This is a genomic window from Deltaproteobacteria bacterium HGW-Deltaproteobacteria-4 (assembly GCA_002841765.1).
GTDB lineage: Bacteria > Desulfobacterota > Desulfuromonadia > Desulfuromonadales > UBA2197 > UBA2197.
This window is the reverse complement of record PHAV01000001.1, coordinates 121,045-146,742: the sequence shown is the minus strand read 5'-3', so window position 1 is coordinate 146,742 and position 25,698 is coordinate 121,045. Positions and strand designations below refer to the sequence as shown.

Below are 25,698 nucleotides of genomic sequence, written 5' to 3'. Positions count from 1 at the left end.
ATGAAAACGATTTTGATTATTGATGATGAAGACAGCATTCGCGCCAGCCTGCAAGGGATCTTGCAGGATGAGGGCTACCGGGTCCTTCTCGCCGCCGACGGCGGCGCCGGCCTCGACCAGTTGCGGGAAGAGAATGCCGACATCATCCTTCTCGATATCTGGATGCCGGGGATTGACGGCCTCGAAACGCTGCAACGAATTCGCGAAATGAACCCCGAGCAGTTGGTGATCATGATGAGCGGACACGGCACCATCGAAACCGCTGTCAAGGCGACACGTCTCGGCGCCTATGACTTCATCGAAAAACCGTTATCGCTGGAGAAAGTCCTCCTGACCCTGCAAAATGCCCTGCGCGTCAGCGGTCTGATCGAGGAGAACCGCACCCTCAAGGAACAGCTCGGTAAAGAATCGGAGATGATCGGCGAAAGTCCGGCCATCCGTGATCTCAAGGCCCAGATCGCCATCGCCGCTCCGACCAGCGGCTGGGTGCTGATCACCGGCGAGAACGGCACCGGCAAAGAACTGGTCGCCCGCGCCATCCACAGCTTGTCAAAACGTCGCAACAAACCCTTTATCGAAGTCAACTGCGCCGCTATCCCTGAGGAGTTGATTGAATCGGAGCTCTTTGGCCATGAACGCGGCTCCTTTACCGGGGCCACCGCCCAGCGCCGCGGCAAATTCGATCTGGCCCACGAAGGGACCCTCTTTCTTGATGAAATTGCCGACATGAGCCTGAAAACGCAGGCAAAAGTGTTACGCATCCTGCAGGAACGCAAATTTGAGAGAGTCGGCGGCAGCCGCACTATCGAGGTTGACGTGCGCGTCGTCGCCGCCACCAACAAGAATCTCGAAGCCGAGATCAGTGCCGGACGCTTTCGCGAAGACCTTTACTACCGGCTCAACGTCATCCCCTTCCATGTGCCGCCACTGCGCGAACGCAGCCGCGATATCCCCCGCCTCGCCGAAAACTTCCTTGCCCTCTTCTGTCAACAGGAAGGACGCCCGCTCAAGCGCTTTTCCGACGGAGCGATCCGCGCACTCTGCTCTTATCCCTGGCCGGGGAATGTACGGGAGTTAAAGAATATCGTCGAACGCCTGGTGATCATGTCGCCGGATCAGCTCATCACCGAAGCGCAGCTGCCGGCGATCTTCACCGCCTGCGATCGGCTGCAGCCCCACCTGGAGAGTGACGACAGCGAAGCCGGCGAAATTGAAAGCGAGGGAGCAACCCTGCGCGCCGCCCGGGACGAATTTGAAAAGGAATTTATCCTGCAAAAGCTCAAGGAGTACGATTGGAACGTTTCCCGCACCGCTGATGCCATCGAAATCGAACGCTCCAACCTGCACCGCAAGATGAAAGCTTTCGGCATTGAGCCGAAAAAGAGCGCTGGGTGACAAACCTGTGCTCTTTTTCGACCGCGTCCTGTTTTCAACATGAGATGCAAGAAAGCCCCGGTCGCGACCGGGGCTTTCTTGCATCTGAATCCTGTAAAAATAACATCTTAATGATTTGTAATCTTTTGGAGATACGATATAATGCAAAACGAAAAATCCAGCGAATCACAGGGAATACGTTAGCAGCGAGGAGTAGATAATGACAAAAACAGAGCGAGCGGGATAGAGCGTTAAAGGAAGGCACACCCTTTATGTCAGACCAGCAAAGCGATGCCGCCCGACAACTTCGCCAGCGTGCCGAAGAAAAAGCCCGGCAACTCGGAGTGATCGATCTGCAGAGCTTGTCTCCTGAAGAAACGCAGCAGATGCTTCATGAGCTGCGGGTGCACCAGATTGAACTGGAGTTGCAGAATGAAGAACTGCGGCGTACCCAGCATGAACTGGAAATCTCCCGCAGCCGCTACTTCGACCTGTATGATCTGGCGCCGGTCGGTTACCTGACCCTCAACGAACAGGGACTCATCAAGGAAGTGAATCTCGCCACTGCGACCCTGCTCGGCACCGAACGAAAAAACCTACTGAAGCGTCCCATCTCTTCCTTCATCTTCCCTGATGACCAGGATCGCTACTACCTGCAACGTAAAAAATTTCTGGAGACCCACGAAGTACAGGACAGGCAAATACGCTTGTTACGGAGCGATGGTTCGCCGCTATGGGTAAGGTTGCTGGCTGCCCCCCTCCACAACGGCGAGTACGGGATAACCATCATCAATATTACCGAGCGCAAAAGAATTGAAGAAGCATTAATCAAGAGTGAAGAATCGATTCAACACCAAAACAATCTCTTCTCGACCCTGCTCAACAATCTCCCGATCGGCGTCTTTATGGCCGAGGTCCCCTCGGGTAAACCCCTGGTTGTCAATGATGCGGCGGTACAACTCCTGGGACGGGAAATTATTCCTGATGCCTCACGACAGAATCTGGCAGAAGTCTATAAAGCTTTCAAGCAGGGAAGCCACCAGCCCTATCCTGCCGAAGAGATGCCCATCCTCTTAGGGATGAAGGGCGTGCGGTCACATGTCGATGACATGGTGATTGAACGACCGGACGGCAGCGAAGTTCTTTTAGAAATTATCGGCTCTCCGGTAAAAGACGAACAAGGGAAAATCTGGGCCAGTCTCGTGAATTTTTCCGATATCACCGCCCGTAAAGCCGCAGAGAATGAACTGAAAGAAACAAAAAACCTCCTTTCCCTGTTTATCAAGAACTCACCGGTCTACGCTTATATCAAGGAGGTCAATTCCTCCACCTCACGCGTCGTGATGGCCAGTGAAAACTTTCAGGAAATGATCGGCATCCCGGGCTCAAAAATGACCGGAAAGACCATGCAGGAACTCTTTCCGCCGGAAATGGCGGCGAAGATCTTTGCTGACGACAAGGCCGTCGTGACCGGAAATAAAATCCTGCTGTTGGAGGAAGAGTTTAACGACCACTATTATCAGTCCATCAAATTCCCGATTATTCAGGGAAAAAAAACGCTGCTGGCCGGCTACACCATCGACATGACCGAACGCAAACGGGCGGAGAAGGTGTTGCGGGAGAGCTTTGAACGTTTAGCGAACGTACTCGATAACATAGACGCTCTTATATATATTGCAGACATGGAAACTTATGAACTCTTGTTTGTCAATGCATACGGGCGGAAGACCTGGGGGAGCTATCTTGGGCAGAAGTGCTGGAGTGTTTTTCAAAAAGATCAGAACGGACCCTGCGCCTTCTGCACAAATGAGAAACTGCTCAATAAAGACGGACAGCCAACAGGTGTTCATGCCTGGGAGTTTCAGAATACAGCCAACGGAAGATGGTTTGATTGTCGGGATGTGGCCATCCCCTGGACGGATGGACGAACTGTGAGAATGGAGATAGCAACAGACATCACCGAGCGAAAAAAAACCGAAGAAGAACTCATCACCTTAACAAAAGCCGCCGAATCCGCTAATACCGCCAAAAGCCAGTTCCTGGCCAATATGAGCCATGAAATCCGTACCCCGATGAACGCGGTCGTCGGCCTGATCGAACTCCTTTTGAACACAGAGCTGAACAGAGAACAGCGCGAATATGCCGAACTGGTTAAAATTTCAGGTAAAAATCTTGTCGAACTGATCAGTAATATTCTCGACCTATCCAAGATTGAGGCGCACAAGATCGAACTGGAGGAGGCCTGCTTTAATCTCAATCATGTGATGAACGGCACCATGGCCCTCTTTACTTTGCGCGCCAAAGAAAAAGGGCTCAACCTGAGAACAGAGATCGCTCCGGATGTTCCCTTACTGCTCAAAGGCGATGTCGGACGCTTGCGCCAGATCATCACCAATCTCGTCAGCAACGCTATCAAGTTTACTGAAAGAGGTTCTGTTGCCCTGCACATCAGCAAAGAGAAAGAAGACGATCAGCATGCGATGCTGCGCTTTCAGGTGGAAGACAGCGGTATTGGCATTACAGCAGTAAAAATCGAAGAGATCTTCCAGCCCTTTACCCAGGCAGACAACACCACCACACGCCGATACGGCGGGACAGGACTGGGCCTGACGATTGCGCGCCAACTCGCCGAACTGATGGGCGGGACAGTCGGGGTCGTCAGTCAAGAAAATGTCGGGACAACCTTCTGGTTTACGGCCGTCTTCACAACGCAGTCAGAACGAAGACGCGCGCCGCGGAATCTTATTCTGGCGAAGGAAGCGACCGAATCCCCCTTCTCCTCCATAATCGCCCCACCCGGCAACCGCATTCTCATTGCCGAGGATGACTTGACCAATCAGCTTATGATCAAAACCATTTTAGGAAAATTCGGTTACCAGGTCGACGTCGCCAACAATGGCGCGGAAGCTTTGAATCTGCTGGAAAAGGCTGACTATGCCCTGGTCTTGATGGACTGCATGATGCCCGTACTCAACGGCTTCGAAACGACCGCCGTCATCCGAGATCCGACCTCAGCCGTCCGGAACCATGCCATCCCTGTCGTTGCCCTGACCGCCAAGGCCTTTAAGGAAGATCGCGCCAGCTGCCTTGCTGCCGGGATGGATGATTATCTCGCCAAGCCGATTGACATAAAAAAAGTTCTGGCGGTGCTGGAAAAATGGGTGACTTCTTGCCCGATATCAGCCGGGGAGAACTAACAAATTGAAAAAAATATTATTTCGGCTCTCAGCCTCCTCCTCGTCCTCCTGAGCTGCATCCCGGTCTTCGCCGGTGAACCTCGTGTCGTCCGCATCGGCGCATTCGATTATTACCCGGCCATCTTCAAGGACGAAGATGGAGCGATCAAAGGCTTCTATGTTGACGCGTTAGCCAATATTGCCCAAAAGGAGAACATTCGCTTCGAGTATATCTACGGCACCTGGAATGAAGGGCTGGAAAGGATAACATCCGGGGAAGTAGACCTTCTCACCAGTGTTGCCTTCACCCCGGAACGGGCAAAATTTCTCGATTATGGCAGCCAGCCGCTGCAGACGGTGTGGGGGGAACTCTATACACCGCTTGATTCCAAAATTGACGGAATCCGCTCGGTGCAGGGCAAAAAAATAGGCGTAATGAAAGAGGATTTCAATGGCTGGTATTTTAGCGAATTACTGAAAAAATTCGATATAACTTGTGAATTTGTCGAGATGGCGGGTTTTGAAGATATTTTCAAGGCTGTCGCCGCAAATAAGGTTGATGCCGGGATCGTTAACAGCACTTTTGGCGCTGCCAAACAGCACGAATACGGCCTCCGTTCCACCGGTACGGTCTTTAACCCGTTTGAAATCTTCTTTGCCGTCGCCAAAGGGAAAAATCAGGAGGTGCTGGCACTGTTGGATGCCTACCTGAGCAAATGGCAGAGAGAGACAGATTCGCCATATGGTAAAGCCCAGCAGAAATGGTCACACAGCGGTATCGGCACGACGAAAGTCACCCCTCCCTGGCTGCTCAATTCTATCATTGCACTCGGCGGGGTGATTATTATTGCCCTGGCATTTATCATTCTGCTCAGAAGACAAATTCAACGGGCTACCGCCGATATCCTGCAAAGCAAGGCCGTTCTTCTCGAAAGCGAAGCAAAGTTTCGCAGCTATATCGATAATTCGCCAGACGGAATCTTTGTGACCAATGAGAACGGGCGGTGCCTAGAGGTTAATCCGGCCACCACGACTATCACCGGCTATTCCCAGGAAGAACTGCTGGAAATGTCTATTTTCGACCTGATTCCACCGGAATCACTGGAAAACGCTCACCATCATCTCCACGCCCTTAAAGAGCATCATTTTGCCAGCAGCGAATTCGAGTTTTTCAATAAAAACGGTAAAAGAAGCTGGTGGTCCATCGATGCGGTGAAGCTCTCGGCAACGCGTTATCTCGGCTTTACCAAGGACATTACCAACCGCCGGCAAACAGAAGAACAACTGTACCAGGCCATGACCGCCGCAGAAGCTGCCAATATCGCCAAAAGCCGGTTTTTGGCGAATATGAGCCACGAAATTCGCACGCCGATGAACAGCATGATCGGACTGATCGAACTTATGCTGCGCACGGAACTAACCAGAGAACAGCGCGAATATGCCGATCTGATTAAACTCTCCGGGCAAAATCTGGTGCTACTGATCAGCGACATTCTCGATCTCGCCAAAATTGAAGCCCACAAGATTGAGCTTGAAACCCGGGATTTTGATCTGCAGACAGAGATAACCGGCACGATCAAGCTCTTTTCTCTCTCTGCACAAGAAAAAGGCCTGACTTTGGGCGCACAGGTTGATCCCGATGTACCACTCCTGCTGCAAGGGGATGTGCGGCGCCTCTGCCAGATCCTCAATAACATCCTCGGCAACGCCATCAAGTTTACCGCCAACGGTTCGGTCTTGCTGCATATCCGCAAAGAGACGGAAGATGCGGAACAAACCATCCTGCGCTTTCTGGTGACCGACACCGGCATCGGCATTGCTGCTGACAAGCTGGAAACGATATTCGAGCCCTTCACCCAGGCGGACAATTCCACAACCCGTCAATACGGCGGAACCGGATTAGGTTTGACGATTGCGAACCAACTCGTCGGGTTAATGGGGGGGACGGTCGGCGTCGAGAGTGTCGAAGGAAAAGGAACGACCTTCTGGTTTACGGTCGTACTGGCGAAACAGAATCCCTTCCTCCTCCCTGCTCCTCGCCCTCTGGGTGAGAAGACAATGACAGCCTCCCCCAGACAGGAGGAGGATGGAGGGGGAAATACCAGAATACCTCGTATCCTTTTGGCCGAAGATGATCCGATCAATCAACAGATGACAAAAGTATTCCTGACAAAATCCGGATATCATGTCGATGTGGCAAATAATGGCCGCGACGTACTGAAATTGCTGGAAGAGAAGGACTACTCTCTGGTGTTGATGGACTGCATGATGCCGACGCTAAGCGGCCATGAGACGACTGCCATTATCCGCAATCCGGCTTCGGCCGTTAGAAATCATGCCATCCCGGTGATTGCCCTGACTGCCAACGCCATGCAGGAAGACCGGTACAACTGCCTGGCCGCCGGGATGGATGATTATCTCGTCAAGCCGATAGAGGTAGCAAAGGTTTTAGCCGTGCTGGAGAAATGGGCTCCTTTAAACATGTCCCAGGAAGCAGAAACCGGGCGTGACGGAAAATTTTCTCCCTATACGGCGGCCATTTTTGACAAAGAAGAATTCATTGGTCGTGCTATGGGGGATCTCGAACTATCCCGTTATGTAGCGAGCGTATTTGTGGAAAATTCACCGGAATATGTCGAAGCAATCCGCGCAGCACTCGTGGCAGAAGATGCCAGCGCCCTGCGCCAGTCTGCACATAAACTAAAGGGCGCGGCGGCGACGATGGCCTTGCAGCAATTGTCTGAAATCGCCGCATTGCTCGAAGAGTTTGCCGGAACGGGGGGAATGGAGAAAGCGACAGACCTTCTTCCTGAATTGCTCAAGCGATACGAGCAGTCGGTTGAGGCACTACGGGAACTCCACATGACCTCACCAGAGCCGGCTTCTTTATGAACATTCTGATTGCTGAAGATGACACCCCGACCCGTCAGTTGCTGCAATCACTGCTGGTCAAGTGGGGTTACAATGTCACTGTCGCTCGGGACGGGGACGAGGCCTGGCGGATTCTCTGCGAGCCAAAACATCCGCGTCTTCTCATTCTTGACTGGATGATGCCCGGACTCGACGGACCGGAAATCGTCCGGCGACTACGGGAGAAAGAGGACGGCGACCCGCATTACACCATTATTGTGACCTCTGTTCACAATGAGAATGCCGTTATCGAGGCCCTGGCCGCCGGTGCCGACGACTTTATCGCCAAGCCGTTTAACCCGAGTGAACTGCAGGCCAGGGTCGCCGTTGGGCGGCGAATCAAAGACCTGCAGCAGACATTGCTCGATAAACTTGTCAAACTGGAAGACGCCACCGCGACGATCACGCAACTTGCCAGAACCGATGAACTGACCGGACTACACAACCGCCGTTCTTTTCAGCAAATTTTCACTTTGGCCAGAAACGCTGCTCTCCGTCATAATCACCCCCTCTCCTTGATCAGCATCGACCTTGATCATTTCAAAGTTGTCAACGACACACTGGGGCACAGTGCCGGTGATCTGGTTTTAAAGGAATTTTCCAAACTGATGCAGGAGCAGGTGAGAGCCGAAGATATCGTCGTCCGCCAGGGGGGCGAAGAGTTCCTTATCCTGTTGCCGCATGCCGACAGTATGGCCGCCACCGCTTTGGCTGAACGGATCAGGACAGCCTTTGAGCAAAACCCTGGCAGCGCGGCCCCACTGCCCGTGACCGCCAGCTTTGGTGTCGCGCAATTGCAGGAAGGAGAAGAAGAAGAGGTCCTGATTCAGCGGGCAGACACGGCACTTTATCGCGCCAAACATGAAGGGCGGAATCGCGTCGTCACGGCAGAAATATGAGGGAAAATTCTATGGGCAACTCTGTCATCAGCGACAAAGCCAAATATCGCATCCCTATTTTTCTGGCCTTGATCGCCGCCGGTCTCGCCGGAAACCATTTTAACATCCCGATCTTCCTAAATATTGACTTTATTTTCGGCAGCATCTTCGCCCTCCTCGCCCTGCAGTTCTTCGGGCTGAGCCGGGGTATTTTCGCCGGCGCCATCATTGCCGGTTACACCTATTTTCTCTGGAATCAACCCTACTCCATGGTCATCATGACCGCCGAAGTGGCGATGGTCGGCTGGCTGATGGGGCGCCGCAAGATGGGTATGGTGTTGGCTGACGCGCTTTTCTGGCTTTTCATCGGTATGCCACTGGCTTATTTCTTTTTCCACCTCGTTATACAGACGCCCTTCAGTAACACCTCGATTATCATGATCAAAGAAGCGGTCAACGGCATCTTCAATGCCCTGTCAGCCCGGCTGATTTTCACTGTCTTCGCCCTGCGTTTGCGACCACCGCAGATAGCATACAGCGAAATCATCTGCAACCTCCTGACCTTCTTCGTATTGTGCCCGGCACTGATCATGCTGGCGGTTGACAGCAGAGCCGATCTTTCCGAAACCGACCACCATTTTCGCGCTTCACTGACTGAGGACAGCAAGGTTATTACAAAGTACGTGAAAACCTGGGTGGCAAACAGAAAAACTGCCATTATCAATCTGGCAGAGATGGCTGCTTCGCGCTCTCCACAGCAGATGCAACCGTTTCTGGAGTTGGCCAAGAAATCGGATGACAATTTTCTTCGGGTCGCATTGCTGAACAAAGAAGCAACCATCACCGCCATCTTCCCCATGATCGATGAACTTGGTCAGAATAATATCGGTATGAATTTTGCCGATCGCCTTTACAATCAGACACTTCAACAAACTCTTCAGCCGATGCTCTCGGAAGTTCTTCTGGGCCGGGTCGGAGTCCCTAAACCGCATGTGTTGGTCCTCGTGCCGATAGTGGTTCAAGGAGAATACGCCGGTCGCGTTAGCGCTACCCTGTGCCTGAAGAAGATTCAGGAATACCTCGACACGAGCGTCAATATCCATATCTCGCACTACACACTTTTGGATGAAAACGGCAACGTCATTATGACCAACCGTAGCGATCAACAGATTATGTCTCCGTTTATCCCCGCAGAAGGGACGCTCCTTCGGCATAATGCCGGGACCAACCTGTGGACGCCGAATAGTCCTCGCAACACCCCTTATTTTGAACGCTGGAGGAATTCCTTTTATATTACTGAAACGGCCATCGGCGACCTGGCAGAATGGAAACTGATCCTGGAGCAGTCGGTGGCCCCCCACCAGAAAATGCTTTACGATAAATATACCGATAAATTCACCCTGCTTTTTTTGATCTTGCTCGGCGCCCTGGCATTGGCAGAAATATTGGGCCGCAGGACTATTGTTACACTTAAGCAGCTGCGCACGATGACCCACGAACTGCCAGCCAGATTGTCATCAGGCGATAAAGATCTCATTTGGCCGCAGAGCGGCATCAAAGAGAATCAACACTTGATAAATAATTTCAGCAAGATGGCAAAGATACTGGCTGACAAGTTCAGCGAAATCAGGAAAATCAATGAATCGCTGGAACAACGGGTGAAAGAACGGACGAAAAAGTTAGCAGCAGCAAATAAAATGCTGACACTTGAAATTTCCGAACGGAAACGGGTGGAACAAGAACTGGTCGAGTCCACAGCCGCCGCCGAAGCAGCCAACATCGCCAAGAGCCAGTTTCTGGCCAACATGAGCCATGAAATCCGTACCCCGATGAACGGCGTCATCGGCTTGATCGAGCTGTTGCTGAGTACGGAACTGACCAGGGAGCAGCGCGAATATGCCGAACTGGTCAAACTCTCCGGTCGAAATCTGGTGCAACTGATCAGCGACATCCTCGACCTTTCAAAAATTGAAGCCCACAAAATTGATCTGGAAATACGCAATTTTGATCTGCAGACCGAGATCAACGGCACCATCAACCTTCTCAAGCTCAACGCCCAGTCAAAGGGACTAAAACTGAGTGCGCAGATCGATGCGGATGTCCCCCTTCTTCTGCAAGGCGATGCCGGGCGCCTGCGTCAGATCCTCACCAACCTGATCGGCAACGCCATCAAATTTACCGAGCAGGGATTTATCTTGCTCCATATCCGCAAGGATACCGAAAACGAGCAAATGACGACCCTGCGCTTTCTGGTGAGTGACAGCGGCATCGGCATTGCTAAAGACAACCTGGAGAAAATATTCGAGCCCTTCACCCAGGCGGACAGTTCCGCGACCAGACAATACGGTGGCACCGGACTGGGATTGGCTATCGTGCGCCAACTGGCAGAGTTGATGGGGGGAAAAGTCGGGGTTGAGAGTGTGGACGGAGAAGGCGCAACCTTCTGGTTTACAGTCGTATTGACAAAACAGAATGATGCTCCCCTCCTCCTTGCCCCGCCTCCGCTGGGCGATGGGGCAAAGCCAAGGGACGCTGGAGAGGTGAAGACCAGCGACGCCCGCATTCTTCTGGTCGAGGATGACACGATCAATCGACTTATGACTAAATCATTACTGACCCGAGCCGGTTATCACGTTGAGGTCGCCAGTAATGGCAGCGAGGCCATCGATGCACTGGAGAAGAACGATTATTCAGTTGTGTTGATGGACTGCATGATGCCCGTACTCAACGGTTATGAAGCGACCATTGTCATTCGTAATCCCGCATCAGCCGTCAGAAATCATGCTATTCCGGTGATTGCCCTGACCGCCAACGCCATGCAGGAAGACCGTGATTGTTGCCTTGCGGCCGGAATGGATGATTATCTGGCTAAACCGATTGAGATGATAAAAATGCTCGCAATGCTCAAAAAATGGCTCCCCTTTACCACGGTTCAGGGTTTGGAAACAGACAGAAGCTGAATATTATGGAAAATGAAGTATTTCTCCGCATCGCCAGCTTCGTTGGCATCTTATCCTTCATCGCCCTTTGGGAAATTGTCGCGCCACGCCGCCCCTTAACCACCCGCAAAGGGCCGCGCTGGTTTGCCAACCTGAGCATGATCGCCATCGCCACCTTGTTGATCCGTTTCACCTTTCCGCTGTTGCCGGTGGGACTGGCGATCATCGCCCGGGAACAGGGCTGGGGCGTTCTCAACCTGATCTCACTGCCATCATGGCTGGCCGTGACGATCGCACTCCTCGCCCTTGATCTGGTTATCTATCTGCAGCACGTCATGTTTCATTTCCTGCCGACTCTGTGGCGACTGCACCGCATGCATCATAGCGATCTCGATCTCGACGCCAGCTCCGGAAACCGCTTTCACCCCGTGGAGATCATGATCTCCATCGGCATCAAACTCGGAGCCGTCCTGATTATCGGCCCCTCTCCATTCGCTGTCCTCCTTTTTGAAATCCTCCTCAATGCCGCGGCAATCTTCAACCACGGCAACATCCGTATCCCCCTGGGCATCGACCGCTGGCTGCGTAGCGTCGTCGTCACCCCGGACATGCACCGGGTGCATCACTCGATTCTTCCCCGCGAAACCAACAGCAACTTCGGCTTCAGTCTTTCCTGGTGGGATTTTCTTTTCGGCACCTACCGCGCCCAACCGGGCGCCGGCCACCTGGAGATGACCATCGGCCTTAAAGAATATCGCAATCCCGCCCGGCTCACCCTCCCCCGCCTGCTGGTGCAACCCTTTATCACCCCACCACCCCCACCACCTCCCCGCCCCTCCTTGACTAAGGAGGGGAGCTTTTGACCGTCTCCCCCTCCTTAGTCAAGGAGGGGGTCGGGGGGTGGTGAGCTTCCCCGAACAAAGATTAAAATCCCCGACAAAAAGGTTGACTCGAAGCCCGGAACAATGCGAAATAGACCATTGTTTTATTTTTCGCATCACTCCCCCTGAACTGTTTCGATGAGGCCGCCATGAAGTTGCGTAATAAATTTATCCTGCTCCTTGTCGTCTGTTTGTCAGCAGCCCTGCTGGCGACAATCTTTGTTTTAAAACAGGTCAGGGACGAAGCAGCGCGCCAGGCGATGATTGCTCAGGAAAGTCGGCTCAAGACTTTCTGGTCCCTGCTGCGCGACAAAGGTGAAGATTTTTCCTTGATCGACGGTGAATTGCGGGCGGGTGAGTATGTTACCAATAACAATTTCGAGCTTCCTGACAAGATTCGGGAGATCTTCGGCGGGACGGCAACGATCTTTATGGGCGACACCCGGGTCAGCACCAATATCCTCAAGGATGACGGCAGCCGGGCGCTTGGCACCAAACTACAAGGTGCTGCCTATAACGCTGTCTTCAAAGAAGGACGCTCTTATCGCGGCGAAACGGAGATTCTCGGAATTCCTTATTACACTGCCTACGACCCGATCCGCAACCGTCGAGGAGAGACGATCGGCGCCCTCTATGTCGGGGTCAAAAAGAGTGATTTTTTTGCCGCTTATGAAGCCCTGCGCAATAAACTGGTGACTGTCGCCGCGGTCAATGTGACGATCTTTGCCCTGCTATCCCTCTTTCTGGTCAGTCGCGCACTGCGCACCCTCAATCGCCTGACCGTAGCAGCGCAGAGCGTTGCTGACGGCGATCTTGACGTCCAGGTGCCAGTAGAAAGCCAGGATGAAATAGGGATCCTCGCCAATACTTTTAACACCATGACTTCCGTCGTCTTCAAGGGGATGCAGCTTGAGCTCGGCAAAACCAACCGCATGGTCACCAATATCAAAGACGCCATCCAGCAACTCTCCAGCAGTGGCAGCGAGATCATGGCGATCTCAGCCCAGCAGTCCGCCGGTGCGACCCAGCAGGCAACCGCTGTGCAGCAGGCAATGACGACCGCCGAAGAGATTGCCGTCACGGCCCGGCAGGTAGCGGAGAATGCGATTCAGGTCGAGACCCAGGCCCAGAACGCCAATAGCGCCGGGAACAAGAGCAGTATCGCTGTCGAAAACGCTTTACAAGGGATGGGGACGCTCAAGGAGCAAATCATGACCGTCGCCGAAGCGATGGTCGGACTCGGTGCAAACTCCCAACAGATCGGCGGCATCGTCAATATCATCGATGAAATCTCCGCGCAGACAAACTTGCTCTCCCTGAATGCCGCCATCGAGGCGGCTGGCGCCGGCGAGGCGGGGAAACGCTTTAGCATCGTTGCTAACGAAGTCAAACGCCTGGCTGAACGTACCGCCGAAGCGACCAAGCAGATCAAGGGATTGATCGAGCAGATTCAACGCGCCACCAATACCACTATCATCCTCACCGAAGAAGGGACCAAGGGAGTCGATGCCGCCCATCTTCTGGTCACGCGAGTAGCCGATGAATTGCACGCGATCCTCGGCCTGGTCAAAGAGACGACATCAGCGGCACGGGAGATCAAATATTCGACGCAACAGCAGACCAGTGCCAGCGAAGAGTTGGCCTCGACCATTGTCGAAGTGCGCGATGTCGCTGCCCAGGTTGCCTCCAGCGCCGAGGAGACCTCCCAGGCGATCATGGAGTTGACCTCTCTGGCTGAACGGCTGAAGAATATGATGGAGGAGGAGTTACAGGAAAAAGGGAAGGCCAAGACACAGGCCGGGGCACGGATGATGGAACGGATTCTGCTCCAGGCGATAGCCAGCGGCAAACTGACACCGGGAGACCTCTTTGACGAAAATTATCAGCCGATTCCCGGCACCAATCCACAGAAATTCCACAACCGCTTCGACAGCTTCTGCGATGCGACGTTGACCAATAAACAGGATGAATTCCTCAGCGACAGCCAGGTCGCTTTTGCTATTCTCATTGACCGCAACGGCTACGTGCCGACCCATAACAGCCGTTATACTCAGCCTTTAACCGGCGATTACGACAAAGACCTGAAAGGAAATCGCACCAAACGCCTCTTCAACGACAAGGTCGGGATCGCGGCCGCCAGCAACGAAAAGGAGATTCTGGTCCAGGTCTATAATCGCGATACCGGCGAAAGAATCTGGGATATTTCCTCGCCAATTTACATTCAAGGACGCCACTGGGGTGCATTTCGGATCGGCTATACGATGTAACGCCTCTTCGACATTTTCCCGTTGCAGGGAGATTCTTCCTGCGGTAATCTCTTCCGTTGTCAGCTAACGAGATAATGGAAGAAGGAAAGAGATGGCCATCGTAGAAAAGAATAATGTTGAGAGCCTCAGCGGCGAAACCCCTGACATGCTCTCTTTGTGCGGATTCAGCCTTGCCAAAGATTCGCGGCAGTTTAAAAAAGGGGTGGCGCTGTGTGAGAAAGCGATCGCTCTTGATCCGCAGAATATTGACCACTATCTCCATCTCGGACGCGTTCACCTTCTTGCCGGTCACAAGACTCGCGCTATTGCCACCTTTCGTCGCGGACTGAAAATCCGTAAAGACCTCCGCTTGATTAAGGAATTGCAAAAGATCGGCATTCGTAAATCACCCCCCTTTGTCTCGTTATCGCGCACAAATGTTCTCAACATCGTGACCGGAAAACTCCTGCAAATTTTGAAGTTACGCTAAGTCCTTCCGGCTCAATGAGTTGCTTCACATCTTTCAACTTGCCGCCACCTGTCAAGATATTGTACTTTCTTCATCAGTTGCTTCGCTCGGCAATCTAATCAATCTCGTGGAGCCCTTGTGAAAGTTTCACTCCTGCGTCGATTCTGGGTGACATTCGTTGCCACCACCATCGGCCTCTACGCTTCCGGCTGCAATCGCTTTCGCACCAAAGGGAGCGAACATATCCCGCGTCAGGGCGGCGTTCTCTTTGCCGCCAATCATATCTCCGGCTACGAAACCGTCCTTATCCCCTGGGCGATTCTCAAAATACAGCCGTGGCAGATGATCTGGGCTCCAGCCAAAGAAGAACTCTTCAACCACCCCTTCCTCCGTTGGTTTTTCGTTTCTCTCGGCGCTTTCCCGGTCAAACGAGGTCGCGATGTGCGGGCGACCGCCGTTCTCAGCAAACTGTTGAAGACCGAGAAGGTCATGCTCTTCCCGGAAGGGACGCGCCGACCCGATGGCTCGCTCGGCAAAGGGAATCGCGGCGTTGGCAAGCTGATTTACGATGCCCGACCGGTCGTCATCCCGGTCGCTCTCACCGGATTGAATCACTGGCGCTTCCCCGGCATCGGCCAACGCGGCAAAGCACACTTCGGCCCGCCTCTCGATCTGAGCGATCTTTATCTCCTCGACGACCATAAAGAGACGCATCAAATGATCGTCGAGCGGGTGATGGCGGCGATTGCAGATGGACTAGTTAAATCGACCACCCCCAGCCCCTCCTTAAAAAAGGAGGGGCGCTTTTGACCACCTCCCCCTCCTTTTTTAAGGAGGGGGTCGGGGGGTGGTAAACCCTTCACAAGAGGCCAATCATGAGCGAATTGCTGACCATCGCCAAAGGGACTGAAGAGATTGCCATCCTGCCGAAGATGGCCAACCGCCACGGTCTCATCGCCGGCGCCACCGGTACCGGCAAGACCGTGACTCTGCGTGTTCTCGCCGAACAGTTCAGCCGCTGCGGCGTCCCGGTCTTCATGGCCGACGTCAAGGGAGATTTGAGCGGCATCGCCCAGGCCGGCGGCGAGCATCCCAAAGTCCAGGAAAGGGTTGCCCTTCTCCAACTTGATGATTACACCACCGAAGGATTTCCCACCGTCTTCTGGGATCTTTACGGTGAGCAGGGGCACCCGGTGCGGACAACGGTCTCTGAGATGGGTCCCCTCCTCTTTGCCCGCCTCTTCAATCTCAACGAGACCCAGTCCGGCGTTTTAAGCCTGGTCTTCAAGATCGCTGATGATCAGGGCCTTCTCCTTCTGGACCTCAAAGACTTTCAAGAGATGGTCCGCTATGTCGGGGATAACGCCACAGAGTTTCGCACCAGCTACGGCAACATCTCGGCGGCGAGTATCGGCGCTATCCAACGCAGCCTGATGACTTTAGAAGAAGCGGGGGGCGACCGTTTCTTCGGCGAACCGGCTCTCGATCTTGAAGACCTGATTCAGTGTGATGGCGATGGCCGTGGCGTTATTAATATCCTCAATGCCAACCGCCTGATGCAGAACCCGAAACTTTATGCCACCTTCCTCCTCTGGCTGCTGGCGGAACTCTTTGAACGCCTCCCCGAAGCCGGTGATCCGGAGAAGCCGAAACTCGTCTTCTTCTTCGACGAAGCCCACCTCCTTTTCGACAATCCGCCCCGGGCCCTCCTCGACAAGATCGAGCAGGTGGTGCGGCTGATCCGCTCCAAGGGGGTCGGGGTCTACTTTGTCACTCAGAACCCCCTCGACATCCCCGAAGCCATCCTCGGCCAGCTCGGCAACCGCGTCCAGCACGCCCTGCGCGCCTTTACCCCTAAGGACCAACGCGCCGTACGCGCCGCTGCCGAGACCTTCCGCGCCCGCCCCGGTCTTGATGTGGCCACCGCCATCATGGAACTGGAGACCGGCGAAGCGCTGGTCTCGATCCTTGATCGCAAAGGGGCGCCGACCCCGGTCGAGCGCGCCCTCATCTTCCCGCCGCGCAGCCGATTGACACCCCTCACCCCGGCCGAAATGGCCAATGTCATCCGCACCTCACCCCTGGCCGGCCATTATGAAAAGGCGATCGATCGCGAATCCGCCTACGAAAAACTCAAAGCCCGCGCCGAAGCCGAAGTTGTCGCCGTCACCCCGGAACCGCGCGGCCGCAAGGCAGCTCCGGCAGCTCCCGGCGGCGACCTCCTCGCCGCTGCTGCCAAAAGCGCCGCACACGCCATCGGCAGCTCCCTCGGCCGGCAGATTATCCGCGGCGTGCTCGGTTCCTTATTCGGTGGTGGAAAAAAACGTTAAGCCCGGGGGACGCCGAGACAAATGGCGGCGTAAATCCGCGCCGCCGCTTCGACTTCGGCGAGAGAGGTCTGCTCTTCATTGGTGTGGGCAGTCTCCAGCGAGCCCGGCCCGAGGATCAACGGCTGCACACCGGCAGCAAAGAAGAGATTGCCGTCAGAATGAGAACGGAACGGGGTGAGTTGCAGGGGGAGATTGAGCTTGGGATAGATCTTTTCCAGCACCTGCTCCAGCCATTGATGCGCCGCTAACTGGTAGCCACTGGCAGAGAAATCAAAAGTGACCTCAAGATGGAGATCGGGGATGGCATCGCCGGCCCCGGCCAACTGCTCGCTGATCGCTGCTTTCACCTGATCCGGAGAGATCTCCGGGGCGAGATGGAGATCGATGAGGGCTTCGCAGCGATCCGGGACGACAAAGCCGGCGCGGGACGAGCTCAGTTCGCGGATCGAATAAAAGACCTGGAGATTATCGCGGGCAAAGAGGGGGGCCTGCCCGAGTTGCAGCAGGATCTGCAACATCGACTCGACGGCGTTATGCCCGAGTTCCGGCAGCGAAGAATGGCTTCGTCGCCCCCTGGTGACGAGCTGCGCCTCGACATAACCGTAATGACCGAAACAGGGTGAGAGTGAGGTCGGTTCGCCGATCACCACCCAGGTCGGGGTACAACTCTCTAAAAAGCGCTCACTGCCGTCACCGTTCTCTTCTTCACCGACCACCAGCAACAGGCCGACCGCCGGCTGCGCATCTAACGGCAAAGTCGCCAGAGACAGAAAGGCTTCGAGCATGGCGGCACACCCCCCCTTCATATCGGCACTCCCCAGCCCCCGCACAATCCCCCATTCCTCCTTGGCTTCGTAATCGTCAAGATCCCAGGCCGGTACGGTATCGACATGCCCGACCAGATAGAACTGCGGCGGGGTGCTCCCCAAGGTGGCGATGAGATTATAACGATCATCCTCGACGAGTTGTCGCTGCACGCTGAGACCGGCTGCCTGCAAGACCCCTTCGAGATAAAGCTGGATATCCTCCTCCTTGCCGGAAGGGGAATAGATATCGATCATCTCCAGCAGGTGCTGTCGCAGTCGCTGCGGGTTGATGGCACTCCAGACCAGATCGAGACGCGGATCGCCGCTCATTCCGACTTCTCCTTCTTCGGCTTACTTTTTTTCGAGAGATTGAGACTCATGTAGACATGCTCCTGGATATTGCCGAAGCCCTGTTTTTTAAAGAAGTTAATACCGGCCTCGTTATCGGCATCAGTATCGATGAGCATCATCCGCACCCCCTGCTCGATCATCCGCCGCTTGATCTCGCGAAAGAGCTTGGCGCCGGCGCCGCTCTTCTGGATCCCCTTCTTCACCCCGAGCCAGACGAAGTAGCCGTACTTCCAGGCTGAATGAGACTTCTTCACCGTCGTGCCGAGGGCGAAGCCGATGATTTCATCCTCCTGTTCGGCGACCATGCAGAGTTCATTGTCGGAGTTGAAGAGGGTGGTGATTTCATACTCGTCCCAGGTGCGATACATACTCGGCGAATACTCGGAGGTAAAGAGCTTTTCACCGAGATGAAAGACCTCGGAAAGATCGTCAATCGTCATCTCGCGAATGCGGACGCGTTCTTTTATTTCAACTGGTTCACTGTTCATGGTTGCAACCTCACAGAAGGGATAGAATCTGCATTAAGTATAGCCCTCGCCGCTCAAGTTGCATAGTTTTTGTCTTGAAAGCAGGAGTGGGTTACGGCCGTCTGGCCACAACTTCTGCCAGACTGCGCGGGGACTGACCGGTGACCTGCTGCACATCATCGGTGACGATGTCAAACCAGCCGTTGCGCACCCCGCTATAGAGGAGCGCCAGATACTGCGCGGCCGCGGCGGGCAGGCCGTTCTTGATCGCAGCCTGTACCATGTCCTCTTCGCTGATCGACTGGTACTCGACCTTTGTCCCCAGTCCCTGACTAAGGATCGTTGCGACCTCATTATAATCGAGGGCAGCGAGTTTTTGTCCGCCCGCCAAACGTCTGTCGTGCGCAGGGAACCCGCGGAGCGGGCCAGGCGATTGGGGTGCCTTTTCTTGCCTACTTCTTTCCGGCAAGGAAAAGAAGTAGGGCGTCGTCGGGGGCGCAACCCCCGGAACCTGACTGGTTTAGAACGGAAGGACAGAGTGGGCGAGTGGAAAAAGGGACGAATTTATTTTTATGGTTGCTTCGTAGAGAAATTACCGTCCGTTGCCACCAGTACACCACCCAGCGCCACCACGGCGCCGGCCAGCAGGAGCGGCAACATGAAGCTTCCCTGTTGATCGGCCAGCAGCCCGGCCAGGGGCGGACCGACCACCTGACCCGCCCCGAAACAGACGGTCAGAATGGCGGCGGCGCGGCGTCCTTGTATGCCAGCGCGTCTGCCCCCTTCAGCCATGGTCAACGCCACAATCCCGAGGAAGGTACCACCGAAGATAACGGCCGCCAATGCAGTGCTGAAGGCATGCGTTGCGACGCTGCTCAAGACGATGCCGCAGGCTTGCAGCAAAAATGCCAGCGTTAAAGCCGGACGTACCCCTATCCTGCACGCTATCTGCTGCCAGATGATGGTCGAAGGCGCCGCGGCGAGCCCCACCACCACCCAGCTCCAGGGAGCAAAGCGCTCCAGCCCTGGCGTATGCGCAATCATCGTGACCAAAAAGGTGGCGCTGACAATGTAGCCCATCCCTTCCAGGAAATAGGCGCTGGCCAGCCGAGTGATGCCGACAAGATTCCCTCCGGTAGGCGTCGCTCCATCCGGCACCTCAATCGCCCCCCGGCTCTTGCCAGCCAGTGTAATACCGCCCATGGCCAGGAGTACAGAGAGCATGCCCATGCCCAGCCAAGCAGCACGCCAACCGCCCAGCCAATCGAGCAGCGGCACGATTGCACCGCTCATGGCGATGCCCAGCCCGATCCCGCCGTAAAGGGCGCTCGCCCAGCGGCTGTGCCGGCTGCGGACAAGGATTTCCGATACTTCGACAGCTATGACCACAAACAGGATGGCACTGGCAAACCCCGTGACCAGCCGTAAGGCGCACCACCCGAAGGCCGAGTTGGTCAATCCCATCCCCAGAGTTGCGACAATACAGACCCCCAGGGCAGAGACGTTGACGAGCGTGCTCCGGAGCACGCGGGGCCACAGAGCGCAGAGCAGCGCCCCGGCCAGATACCCTGCATAGCTGAGAGAGGCAAGGCTTCCGGCCAGACTGTAGCTGATCCCCAGATCGCGCTGCATCAACGGAAGAATCGGCGTAAAGGCAAAGCGACCGATCCCCATCGCCACCATCATGCCGAGGATCCCGCCAACAAGAACCCGCAGGGCGGAGCGTTGCGACGGTTCCGGCGATTCGGTTATTTTCGCTGCTGTCGTTCTGTTCATGGGGGCATGCTAAACCACGGTCAATCTCAATGCAAAAGTAAATCCTGTCCATAACCATTTCCTCATTTTCCGTTGACATCTCAGAGCACACTTGCCATCCTCACCCTGCCGTGTATACACGTACGGGCCGGTATCTTCACAAACCCGGGAGGACTACCTCTGGAGCGGCCATCGCTCCAATCTTGGCCACTTTTTGCCCCGGCAAGAACGGATTAACCGATGCTAAAAATCCAACATCCAACGATTTACTCTGTGAGTAGAGCTCTGCCCTGGCTCCTAGCCCTGCTTATTCTTCTTTTTCTGAGTGCTGACAGTGCCGCTGCAGCGGCATGTCTTCAGGGGGAGGAGGTCCGGATCTGGAGCGCCCCGCTCCTGCCCCAACCGGGGGAGAAGGTGGAGATCATGGTGGTGGCGACCGACGGCGCGCTGAGCGATCTCACGGTCACCGATCCGGCGGGGCGGCGGACAAAGCTGTCGGCAATGAACGGCGGCGGCCCCCCCTGGAGTCTGCGGGCGCTCCTTCCTGCCGCCGGCCAAGGCCGCTACCGCATCGAAGCGAACCGAGGGAGAAAGGTTGTCGCCTGTAGTGAGATTCAGGTCGGTGCTGGAACCGGCAACCGCGGCAACGGCGAATGGGATCTGGCGACGCAGGCGTTCTACGCCGCCTGGGTCGAACATCTCTTCGACGCCCCCCCGGAGGAATCGTTGAGCTTCCCCTCTCTGGAACCGGTGCTGCGCGATCCGCAGCGCAATTTCCTTTACGATTACCTGAAGAAGGGGGAGGACCTGCAGTTCCCGGCCGAACCCGATTGTGCCGACCTCCCTTACTTTCTGCGCGCCTACTTTGCCTGGAAGCTCGGCCTGCCGGTCAGCTATCGCGCCTGCAACCGCGGCAGTGCCAGTCGCGCGCCGACCTGTGATCCGGCGGAGATCAACCGCACCTTCGTCGGCACCACCGCCTCTGCCGCCGCCTTCCACCAGGTGAGCCGCCGGCTCATGGACCGCGTCACCTCCGGCGGCGGCCGCACCGGCCTCAGCGATGATGCCACCGATTTTTATCCGGTACCGCTCACGCGCGAAGCGTTGTGGCCCGGCACCGTCTTCGCCGACCCCTACGGCCACACCCTGATGATCGTCAAGTGGATTTCGCAGACCAAGGAACGGAGCGGGCTGCTCTTCGCCGTCGATGCCCAGCCTGACAACTCCGTCGCCCGTAAACGCTTTTGGGAAGGGAACTTCCTCTTTGCGCAAACCCCGGCGGCCGGACCCGGATTCAAGGCCTATCGCGTCCCGGTTGCCAACGATGGTAAAGGAGGATGGGCTCCCCTCCCCAACCGCGCTCTGACAGCAGGCTCCGGCCTGACCCCCTATTCGACCGAACAGACCAACATCAGTCCCGAAGACTTTTACGCCCGCATGGAGAAGCTCATTAACCCGCGCGGCCAGAGTCCGGAGGCCGCCTACAACGCCACCCTCGACGCCTTGCTGGAACAGATCGAAACCCGGGTGCGCTCGGTCGACAATGGCGAAGCGTACATGCGCGCCCACCCCGGTACAGTCATCCCGATGCCGCGCGGCCCGGCGATCTTCGAAACCACCGGCCCTTGGGAAGATTACGCCACCCCTTCCCGCGACATGCGTATTCTCATCGCCCTGAAGGTGCTCGCCAATCTCCCCGACCGCATCCGCCGCCATCCTGAACTTTATGTGCTGCGGCATGAAACCGCCGGTGTTGCGGCGACGCGGATCGAACAACTGCATGCCCGGCGGATCAAGGAACGCTTCATCATCTACACCCGCAGCGACGGCTCCCCCTGGAAACTGAGCCTGGCCGAGATCTACGCGCGCCGGCCCGGCATCGAAATCGGTTATAATCCTAACGATTGCGTTGAACGCCGCTGGGGTGCGACTCCGGACTCCCCGGACTTCGCCAGCTGCCGCCGCCAGGCCCCGGCCGCGCAACGTGAACGCATGGAAGAGTACCGCCCCTGGTTCCACGAAGCGCGCCGCCCGCCGCGTTAGCCGGGAGCGAGATGCTAATATCTTTCAGAGATTTACAGCGCGGCGGACTCGTGCTATGAATCTCCTCAAAACTTCTGGCCATCAATGGACTATAAAACATGGCACTCTTCCCTTCGACCGCTGAAATCAACCTGCGCCAGCGGGACCTCGTCTATCTCCTCCCCGGCGGGCTGCTGGTTCTGGGCGGCGTCCTCCTCTTTCATCTCCTCACCCTCCCCGACCAGGTCCGCGGCTTCTTTGCCTACTACCCCGCCCTGGTGCTGTCGCTCGGACTCTTTCTCAGCTGGCGCTTCAATCACACCCGACTCTTCTTTGCACTGGTTCTTTTGACCCTGACCGACCTGTGCCTGCGCCGCTTTCCGGACGGTGAAACCAGCGTGCTCGTCATTGCTGCTGCCGAATTCCTCATCCCTCTGAATCTGGCGATGATCAGCTTCTTTGTCGAACGCGGCTTACTTTCCCGGCCCGGGCTGCTGCGCGCCGGGATGATCGCAGCGCAACCTTTTTGCCTTTATCTCGCATATCTTGCCAGCCCCGCGGCTCTCAGCAACTTCCTGATCGGCAAACCTCTCCCCTGGACGGTTCTCGATCGTCTGCCCCTGGCACAGATCCCTTTGGCTGGGCTCCTCCTCGGGGGCGGAATTTTATTCTTCCGTTTCCCGCGCCACCCCTCGGCGATCGACGGCGGCTTCCTCTGGGCACTGGTTGCCGCTATCGTCCCCCTCGCCGCCGGGGTCTCCGGAGAGACGTTGACCCTCTGGTTCGCCACCTCCGGACTGATCCTCACCGTCTCGCTGGTCGAATCATCGCACCGCATGGCCTATCGTGACGAATTGACCGGTCTGCCGGCGCGGCGGGCGCTGAGCGAGGAATTACTCAAGGTCGGACGCACCTACACCATCGCCATGGTCGATATCGATCATTTCAAGAAGGTCAATGACACGCATGGTCATGACGTCGGTGATCAGATCCTGAAGATGGTCGCGACGCAGATAGAGGAGGTCCGCGGCGGCGGCCGCCCCTATCGCTTCGGCGGCGAAGAGTTTACCGTCTTCTTTCCGAACAAAAGTGCGCGGGAAGCGCTGCCCCACCTCGAAGAGTTACGGCATAGCATCGAGATGAGTGGCTTTACCCTGCGCGACGTCGGCCGGCCCAAAGAGAAACCGGAGGAACCGATTAAAAGCGGCGGAGGAAAGAAATTGAAGGTGACAGCGAGTATCGGCGTAGCCGAACGCAACAACTTCAATCTCACCCCGGAGGCGGTCCTCAAGGCCGCAGACAAAGCCCTGTATCGGGCCAAGGAGCAGGGGCGCAACTGCGTGGTTCGATCCGGCGCGAAGAACAGCTGAGCGAGAACCCTGAGATTACCGGACGGTTTTCCCCAGCGGCAACTAATTCAGGTCTTTTTGCTGCGAGGGACAAGGAGTTAACAAGTGGAATCTAAAAACTTTCGTCTGGAGATGGCGGTGCGCGATTACGAATGCGACCTGCAAGGGGTGGTGAACAACGCCGTTTACCAGAACTATCTGGAACATGCCCGCCACGAATACCTCAAAACGCTCGGCATCGACTTTTCTTCTCTGACAGCGCAGGGCATTAATCTGGTGGTGACACGGGTCGAGATCGATTACAGAACCTCCCTGACCAGCGGCGACACCTTTGTCGTCGAAGTGGTGATGGTGCGGGCTTCGCCGGTGCGAATCACTTTTCTGCAAACGATCTATCGCCAACCCGACCATAAATTGATCGTCAAGGCGCAGGTCACCGGCACCGCCGTCGGCGCCAACGGCCGCCCGAAACTACCGCCGGAACTGACCGCACACCTGGCTTCGCAATGACTCGACAATCGGATATACTAACCTTCAAACGCAAGAATCTTTCCGGCTACCACTATGAAAATACGCAGCTTTAAAAAGATCGAAAAACGTCCCACACCATCCTGCTGTGCGCCGTCGTCGAGTTGCTGCCCGCCAACAGCAGCCCCTGCCCTGGCGGAGAAGCCCCCCTGCTGCGGACCGCCGGCCACCACCCGTGGCGGTGCTATCACCGAACAGGTCCCCGGTTTTCTGCGCTGGCTGTCGACAGCACATGGTCGGGTGCCGCAGATCACCAGTGAACTGACCCTGAGTGATCATCTCGGCGCCTGCAAAGCACGCTGGGGAATCGGCCGGATGCACTATCTTGTCCCCCCCGGACTTTATGCCATCGGCACCCCGGATGCAGAGGCGCCGGTTCTGGTCACTGCCAACTATAAGATGAGTTACGACATCCTGCGCCAGACCCTGCGCGGCCGCAATGTCTGGCTGCTGGTGCTGGAGACCTTCGGCGTCAATGTCTGGTGTGCAGCTGGCAAAGGAACCTTCGGCACCAGTGAACTGCTGACACAAATCAGCGCCACCAACCTCGCGGCTATCGTCAGCCATCGGCAGTTGATCCTGCCGATCCTCGGCGCACCAGGGGTGGCAGCCCACGAGGTGAAGAAACAGAGCGGCTTCACGGTCCGCTACGGGACCATCCGTGCCGCCGATCTCCCTGCCTACCTCGACAACGGTTTGGTGACGACCATGGCGATGCGGGAGCTGACCTTCAGCCTCTACGAACGGCTCGTCCTCCTCCCGGTCGAGATCGTCCATGCCGCGAAATCGGCGACGATCATCACCCTGATCCTCTTCCTCCTCGGCTTCTTCAGCAGCGGCAGCGTCGCTGCCAGCCGGATGATCTTCGCCTATCTCGGCGCCCTTTACACCGGTATCGTTATCGGACCTCTGCTCCTCCCCTGGCTGCCGGGGCGGAGCTTTGCCGTCAAAGGCGCCAGCGTCGGCTTGCTTTGGGCGCTCCTTTACTATCAATTACTCGGCGACGACTGGAGTATCCCCCAGACGCTGGCAGCCTTTCTTGCCCTGCCGGCCGTGAGTGCTTTTTACACTCTCAACTTCACCGGCTGCACGACCTACACTTCTCCGAACGGGGTCAAAAAGGATATGCGGCTGGCGATGCCGCTCATGGGTCTAGCAATTCTGGTCGGCGGTATACTGCTGGCTGTCGGTCACTGGCTGCCCGGGAAAGGATAAAG

Annotated in this window: 18 protein-coding genes; 14 read left to right on the top strand and 4 right to left on the bottom strand. The window is 55.9% G+C overall.

Annotated elements, in window-relative coordinates; translation table 11 throughout:
* The 10 genes from CVU69_00620 to CVU69_00575 all read left to right on the top strand — a co-directional run bounded on the left by CVU69_00620 (position 1) and on the right by CVU69_00575 (position 17,203).
* The gene (locus tag CVU69_00620) at positions 1-1,395 is read left to right on the top strand and encodes a Fis family transcriptional regulator (GenBank protein ID PKN13711.1); all 1,395 of its coding nucleotides are present in this window, start codon (positions 1-3) and stop codon (positions 1,393-1,395) included.
* 251 nt (positions 1,396-1,646) lie between these two features.
* Positions 1,647-4,571 carry a hypothetical protein gene (locus tag CVU69_00615; protein ID PKN13710.1) on the top strand — a complete coding sequence of 975 codons (2,925 nt, stop codon included), beginning with the start codon at positions 1,647-1,649 and terminating at the stop codon, positions 4,569-4,571.
* Between the two features lie 336 nt (positions 4,572-4,907).
* The gene (locus tag CVU69_00610; GenBank protein PKN13709.1) at positions 4,908-7,442 is read left to right on the top strand and encodes a hypothetical protein; all 2,535 of its coding nucleotides are present in this window, start codon (positions 4,908-4,910) and stop codon (positions 7,440-7,442) included.
* The gene (locus CVU69_00605) at positions 7,439-8,359 is read left to right on the top strand and encodes a diguanylate cyclase response regulator (GenBank protein PKN13708.1); all 921 of its coding nucleotides are present in this window, start codon (positions 7,439-7,441) and stop codon (positions 8,357-8,359) included. Before CVU69_00610 ends, CVU69_00605 begins: the two co-directional genes overlap by 4 nt.
* Positions 8,356-11,298: a hypothetical protein gene (locus CVU69_00600; GenBank protein ID PKN13707.1), complete on the top strand. Its 2,943-nt coding sequence runs from the start codon at positions 8,356-8,358 to the stop codon at positions 11,296-11,298. The genes CVU69_00605 and CVU69_00600 overlap by 4 nt, the downstream gene beginning before the upstream one ends.
* A gap of 5 nt (positions 11,299-11,303) precedes the next feature.
* Positions 11,304-12,140 (top strand): fatty acid hydroxylase, encoded by an 837-nt coding sequence (locus CVU69_00595; protein PKN13706.1) that lies wholly within the window; start codon positions 11,304-11,306, stop codon positions 12,138-12,140.
* Positions 12,141-12,307: 167 nt separating this feature from the next.
* Entirely contained in the window at positions 12,308-14,425 is a 2,118-nt protein-coding gene (locus tag CVU69_00590; GenBank protein ID PKN13705.1) for a methyl-accepting chemotaxis protein, read from the top strand.
* A gap of 91 nt (positions 14,426-14,516) precedes the next feature.
* Positions 14,517-14,894, top strand: a complete 378-nt coding sequence (locus CVU69_00585) for a hypothetical protein (protein ID PKN13704.1) — start codon at positions 14,517-14,519, stop codon at positions 14,892-14,894.
* Positions 14,895-15,011: 117 nt separating this feature from the next.
* Positions 15,012-15,683, top strand: coding sequence for a 1-acyl-sn-glycerol-3-phosphate acyltransferase (locus tag CVU69_00580; GenBank protein ID PKN13703.1), 672 nt, complete (start codon positions 15,012-15,014; stop codon positions 15,681-15,683).
* A gap of 65 nt (positions 15,684-15,748) precedes the next feature.
* Positions 15,749-17,203 (top strand): ATP-binding protein, encoded by a 1,455-nt coding sequence (locus tag CVU69_00575; protein ID PKN13702.1) that lies wholly within the window; start codon positions 15,749-15,751, stop codon positions 17,201-17,203.
* On the opposite strand, the gene CVU69_00570 is transcribed toward CVU69_00575, so the two are convergent.
* The 4 genes from CVU69_00570 to CVU69_00555 all read right to left on the bottom strand — a co-directional run bounded on the left by CVU69_00570 (position 17,200) and on the right by CVU69_00555 (position 20,603).
* Positions 17,200-18,339, bottom strand: a complete 1,140-nt coding sequence (locus CVU69_00570; protein PKN13701.1) for an acetylornithine deacetylase — start codon at positions 18,337-18,339, stop codon at positions 17,200-17,202. The two genes, CVU69_00575 and CVU69_00570, sit on opposite strands and share 4 nt — an antisense overlap.
* Positions 18,336-18,848, bottom strand: coding sequence for a GNAT family N-acetyltransferase (locus CVU69_00565; GenBank protein PKN13700.1), 513 nt, complete (start codon positions 18,846-18,848; stop codon positions 18,336-18,338). The genes CVU69_00570 and CVU69_00565 overlap by 4 nt, the downstream gene beginning before the upstream one ends.
* Positions 18,849-18,939: 91 nt before the next feature.
* Positions 18,940-19,218: a hypothetical protein gene (locus tag CVU69_00560; protein ID PKN13699.1), complete on the bottom strand. Its 279-nt coding sequence runs from the start codon at positions 19,216-19,218 to the stop codon at positions 18,940-18,942.
* Positions 19,219-19,397: 179 nt separating this feature from the next.
* Positions 19,398-20,603, bottom strand: a complete 1,206-nt coding sequence (locus CVU69_00555) for an MFS transporter (protein PKN13698.1) — start codon at positions 20,601-20,603, stop codon at positions 19,398-19,400.
* A 219-nt stretch (positions 20,604-20,822) separates the two neighbouring features.
* Between CVU69_00555 and CVU69_00550 the strand changes: the two genes are divergently transcribed.
* From CVU69_00550 to CVU69_00535, 4 genes are all read left to right on the top strand, one after another.
* Positions 20,823-22,625: a hypothetical protein gene (locus tag CVU69_00550; GenBank protein PKN13697.1), complete on the top strand. Its 1,803-nt coding sequence runs from the start codon at positions 20,823-20,825 to the stop codon at positions 22,623-22,625.
* A gap of 98 nt (positions 22,626-22,723) precedes the next feature.
* Positions 22,724-23,974, top strand: coding sequence for a GGDEF domain-containing protein (locus CVU69_00545; protein PKN13696.1), 1,251 nt, complete (start codon positions 22,724-22,726; stop codon positions 23,972-23,974).
* A 111-nt stretch (positions 23,975-24,085) separates the two neighbouring features.
* Positions 24,086-24,463, top strand: coding sequence for a 4-hydroxybenzoyl-CoA thioesterase (locus CVU69_00540; protein ID PKN13853.1), 378 nt, complete (start codon positions 24,086-24,088; stop codon positions 24,461-24,463).
* Between the two features lie 258 nt (positions 24,464-24,721).
* Positions 24,722-25,696, top strand: coding sequence for an acetyl-CoA synthase subunit gamma (locus tag CVU69_00535; protein ID PKN13852.1), 975 nt, complete (start codon positions 24,722-24,724; stop codon positions 25,694-25,696).
* Positions 25,697-25,698: the final 2 nt, after the last annotated feature.

What these genes read in the sequence shown, in the direction of transcription:
- CVU69_00620 (PKN13711.1), top strand. Translation starts at nt 1, where the DNA reads ATGAAAACGATTTTGATTATTGATGATGAAGACAGCATTCGCGCCAGC.
- CVU69_00615 (PKN13710.1), top strand. Translation starts at nt 1,647, where the DNA reads ATGTCAGACCAGCAAAGCGATGCCGCCCGACAACTTCGCCAGCGTGCC.
- CVU69_00605 (PKN13708.1), top strand. Translation starts at nt 7,439, where the DNA reads ATGAACATTCTGATTGCTGAAGATGACACCCCGACCCGTCAGTTGCTG.
- CVU69_00600 (PKN13707.1), top strand. Translation starts at nt 8,356, where the DNA reads ATGAGGGAAAATTCTATGGGCAACTCTGTCATCAGCGACAAAGCCAAA.
- CVU69_00595 (PKN13706.1), top strand. Translation starts at nt 11,304, where the DNA reads ATGGAAAATGAAGTATTTCTCCGCATCGCCAGCTTCGTTGGCATCTTA.
- CVU69_00590 (PKN13705.1), top strand. Translation starts at nt 12,308, where the DNA reads ATGAAGTTGCGTAATAAATTTATCCTGCTCCTTGTCGTCTGTTTGTCA.
- CVU69_00585 (PKN13704.1), top strand. Translation starts at nt 14,517, where the DNA reads ATGGCCATCGTAGAAAAGAATAATGTTGAGAGCCTCAGCGGCGAAACC.
- CVU69_00575 (PKN13702.1), top strand. Translation starts at nt 15,749, where the DNA reads ATGAGCGAATTGCTGACCATCGCCAAAGGGACTGAAGAGATTGCCATC.
- CVU69_00570 (PKN13701.1), bottom strand. Translation starts at nt 18,339, where the DNA reads ATGAGCGGCGATCCGCGTCTCGATCTGGTCTGGAGTGCCATCAACCCG.
- CVU69_00565 (PKN13700.1), bottom strand. Translation starts at nt 18,848, where the DNA reads ATGAACAGTGAACCAGTTGAAATAAAAGAACGCGTCCGCATTCGCGAG.
- CVU69_00555 (PKN13698.1), bottom strand. Translation starts at nt 20,603, where the DNA reads ATGAACAGAACGACAGCAGCGAAAATAACCGAATCGCCGGAACCGTCG.
- CVU69_00550 (PKN13697.1), top strand. Translation starts at nt 20,823, where the DNA reads ATGCTAAAAATCCAACATCCAACGATTTACTCTGTGAGTAGAGCTCTG.
- CVU69_00545 (PKN13696.1), top strand. Translation starts at nt 22,724, where the DNA reads ATGGCACTCTTCCCTTCGACCGCTGAAATCAACCTGCGCCAGCGGGAC.
- CVU69_00540 (PKN13853.1), top strand. Translation starts at nt 24,086, where the DNA reads ATGGCGGTGCGCGATTACGAATGCGACCTGCAAGGGGTGGTGAACAAC.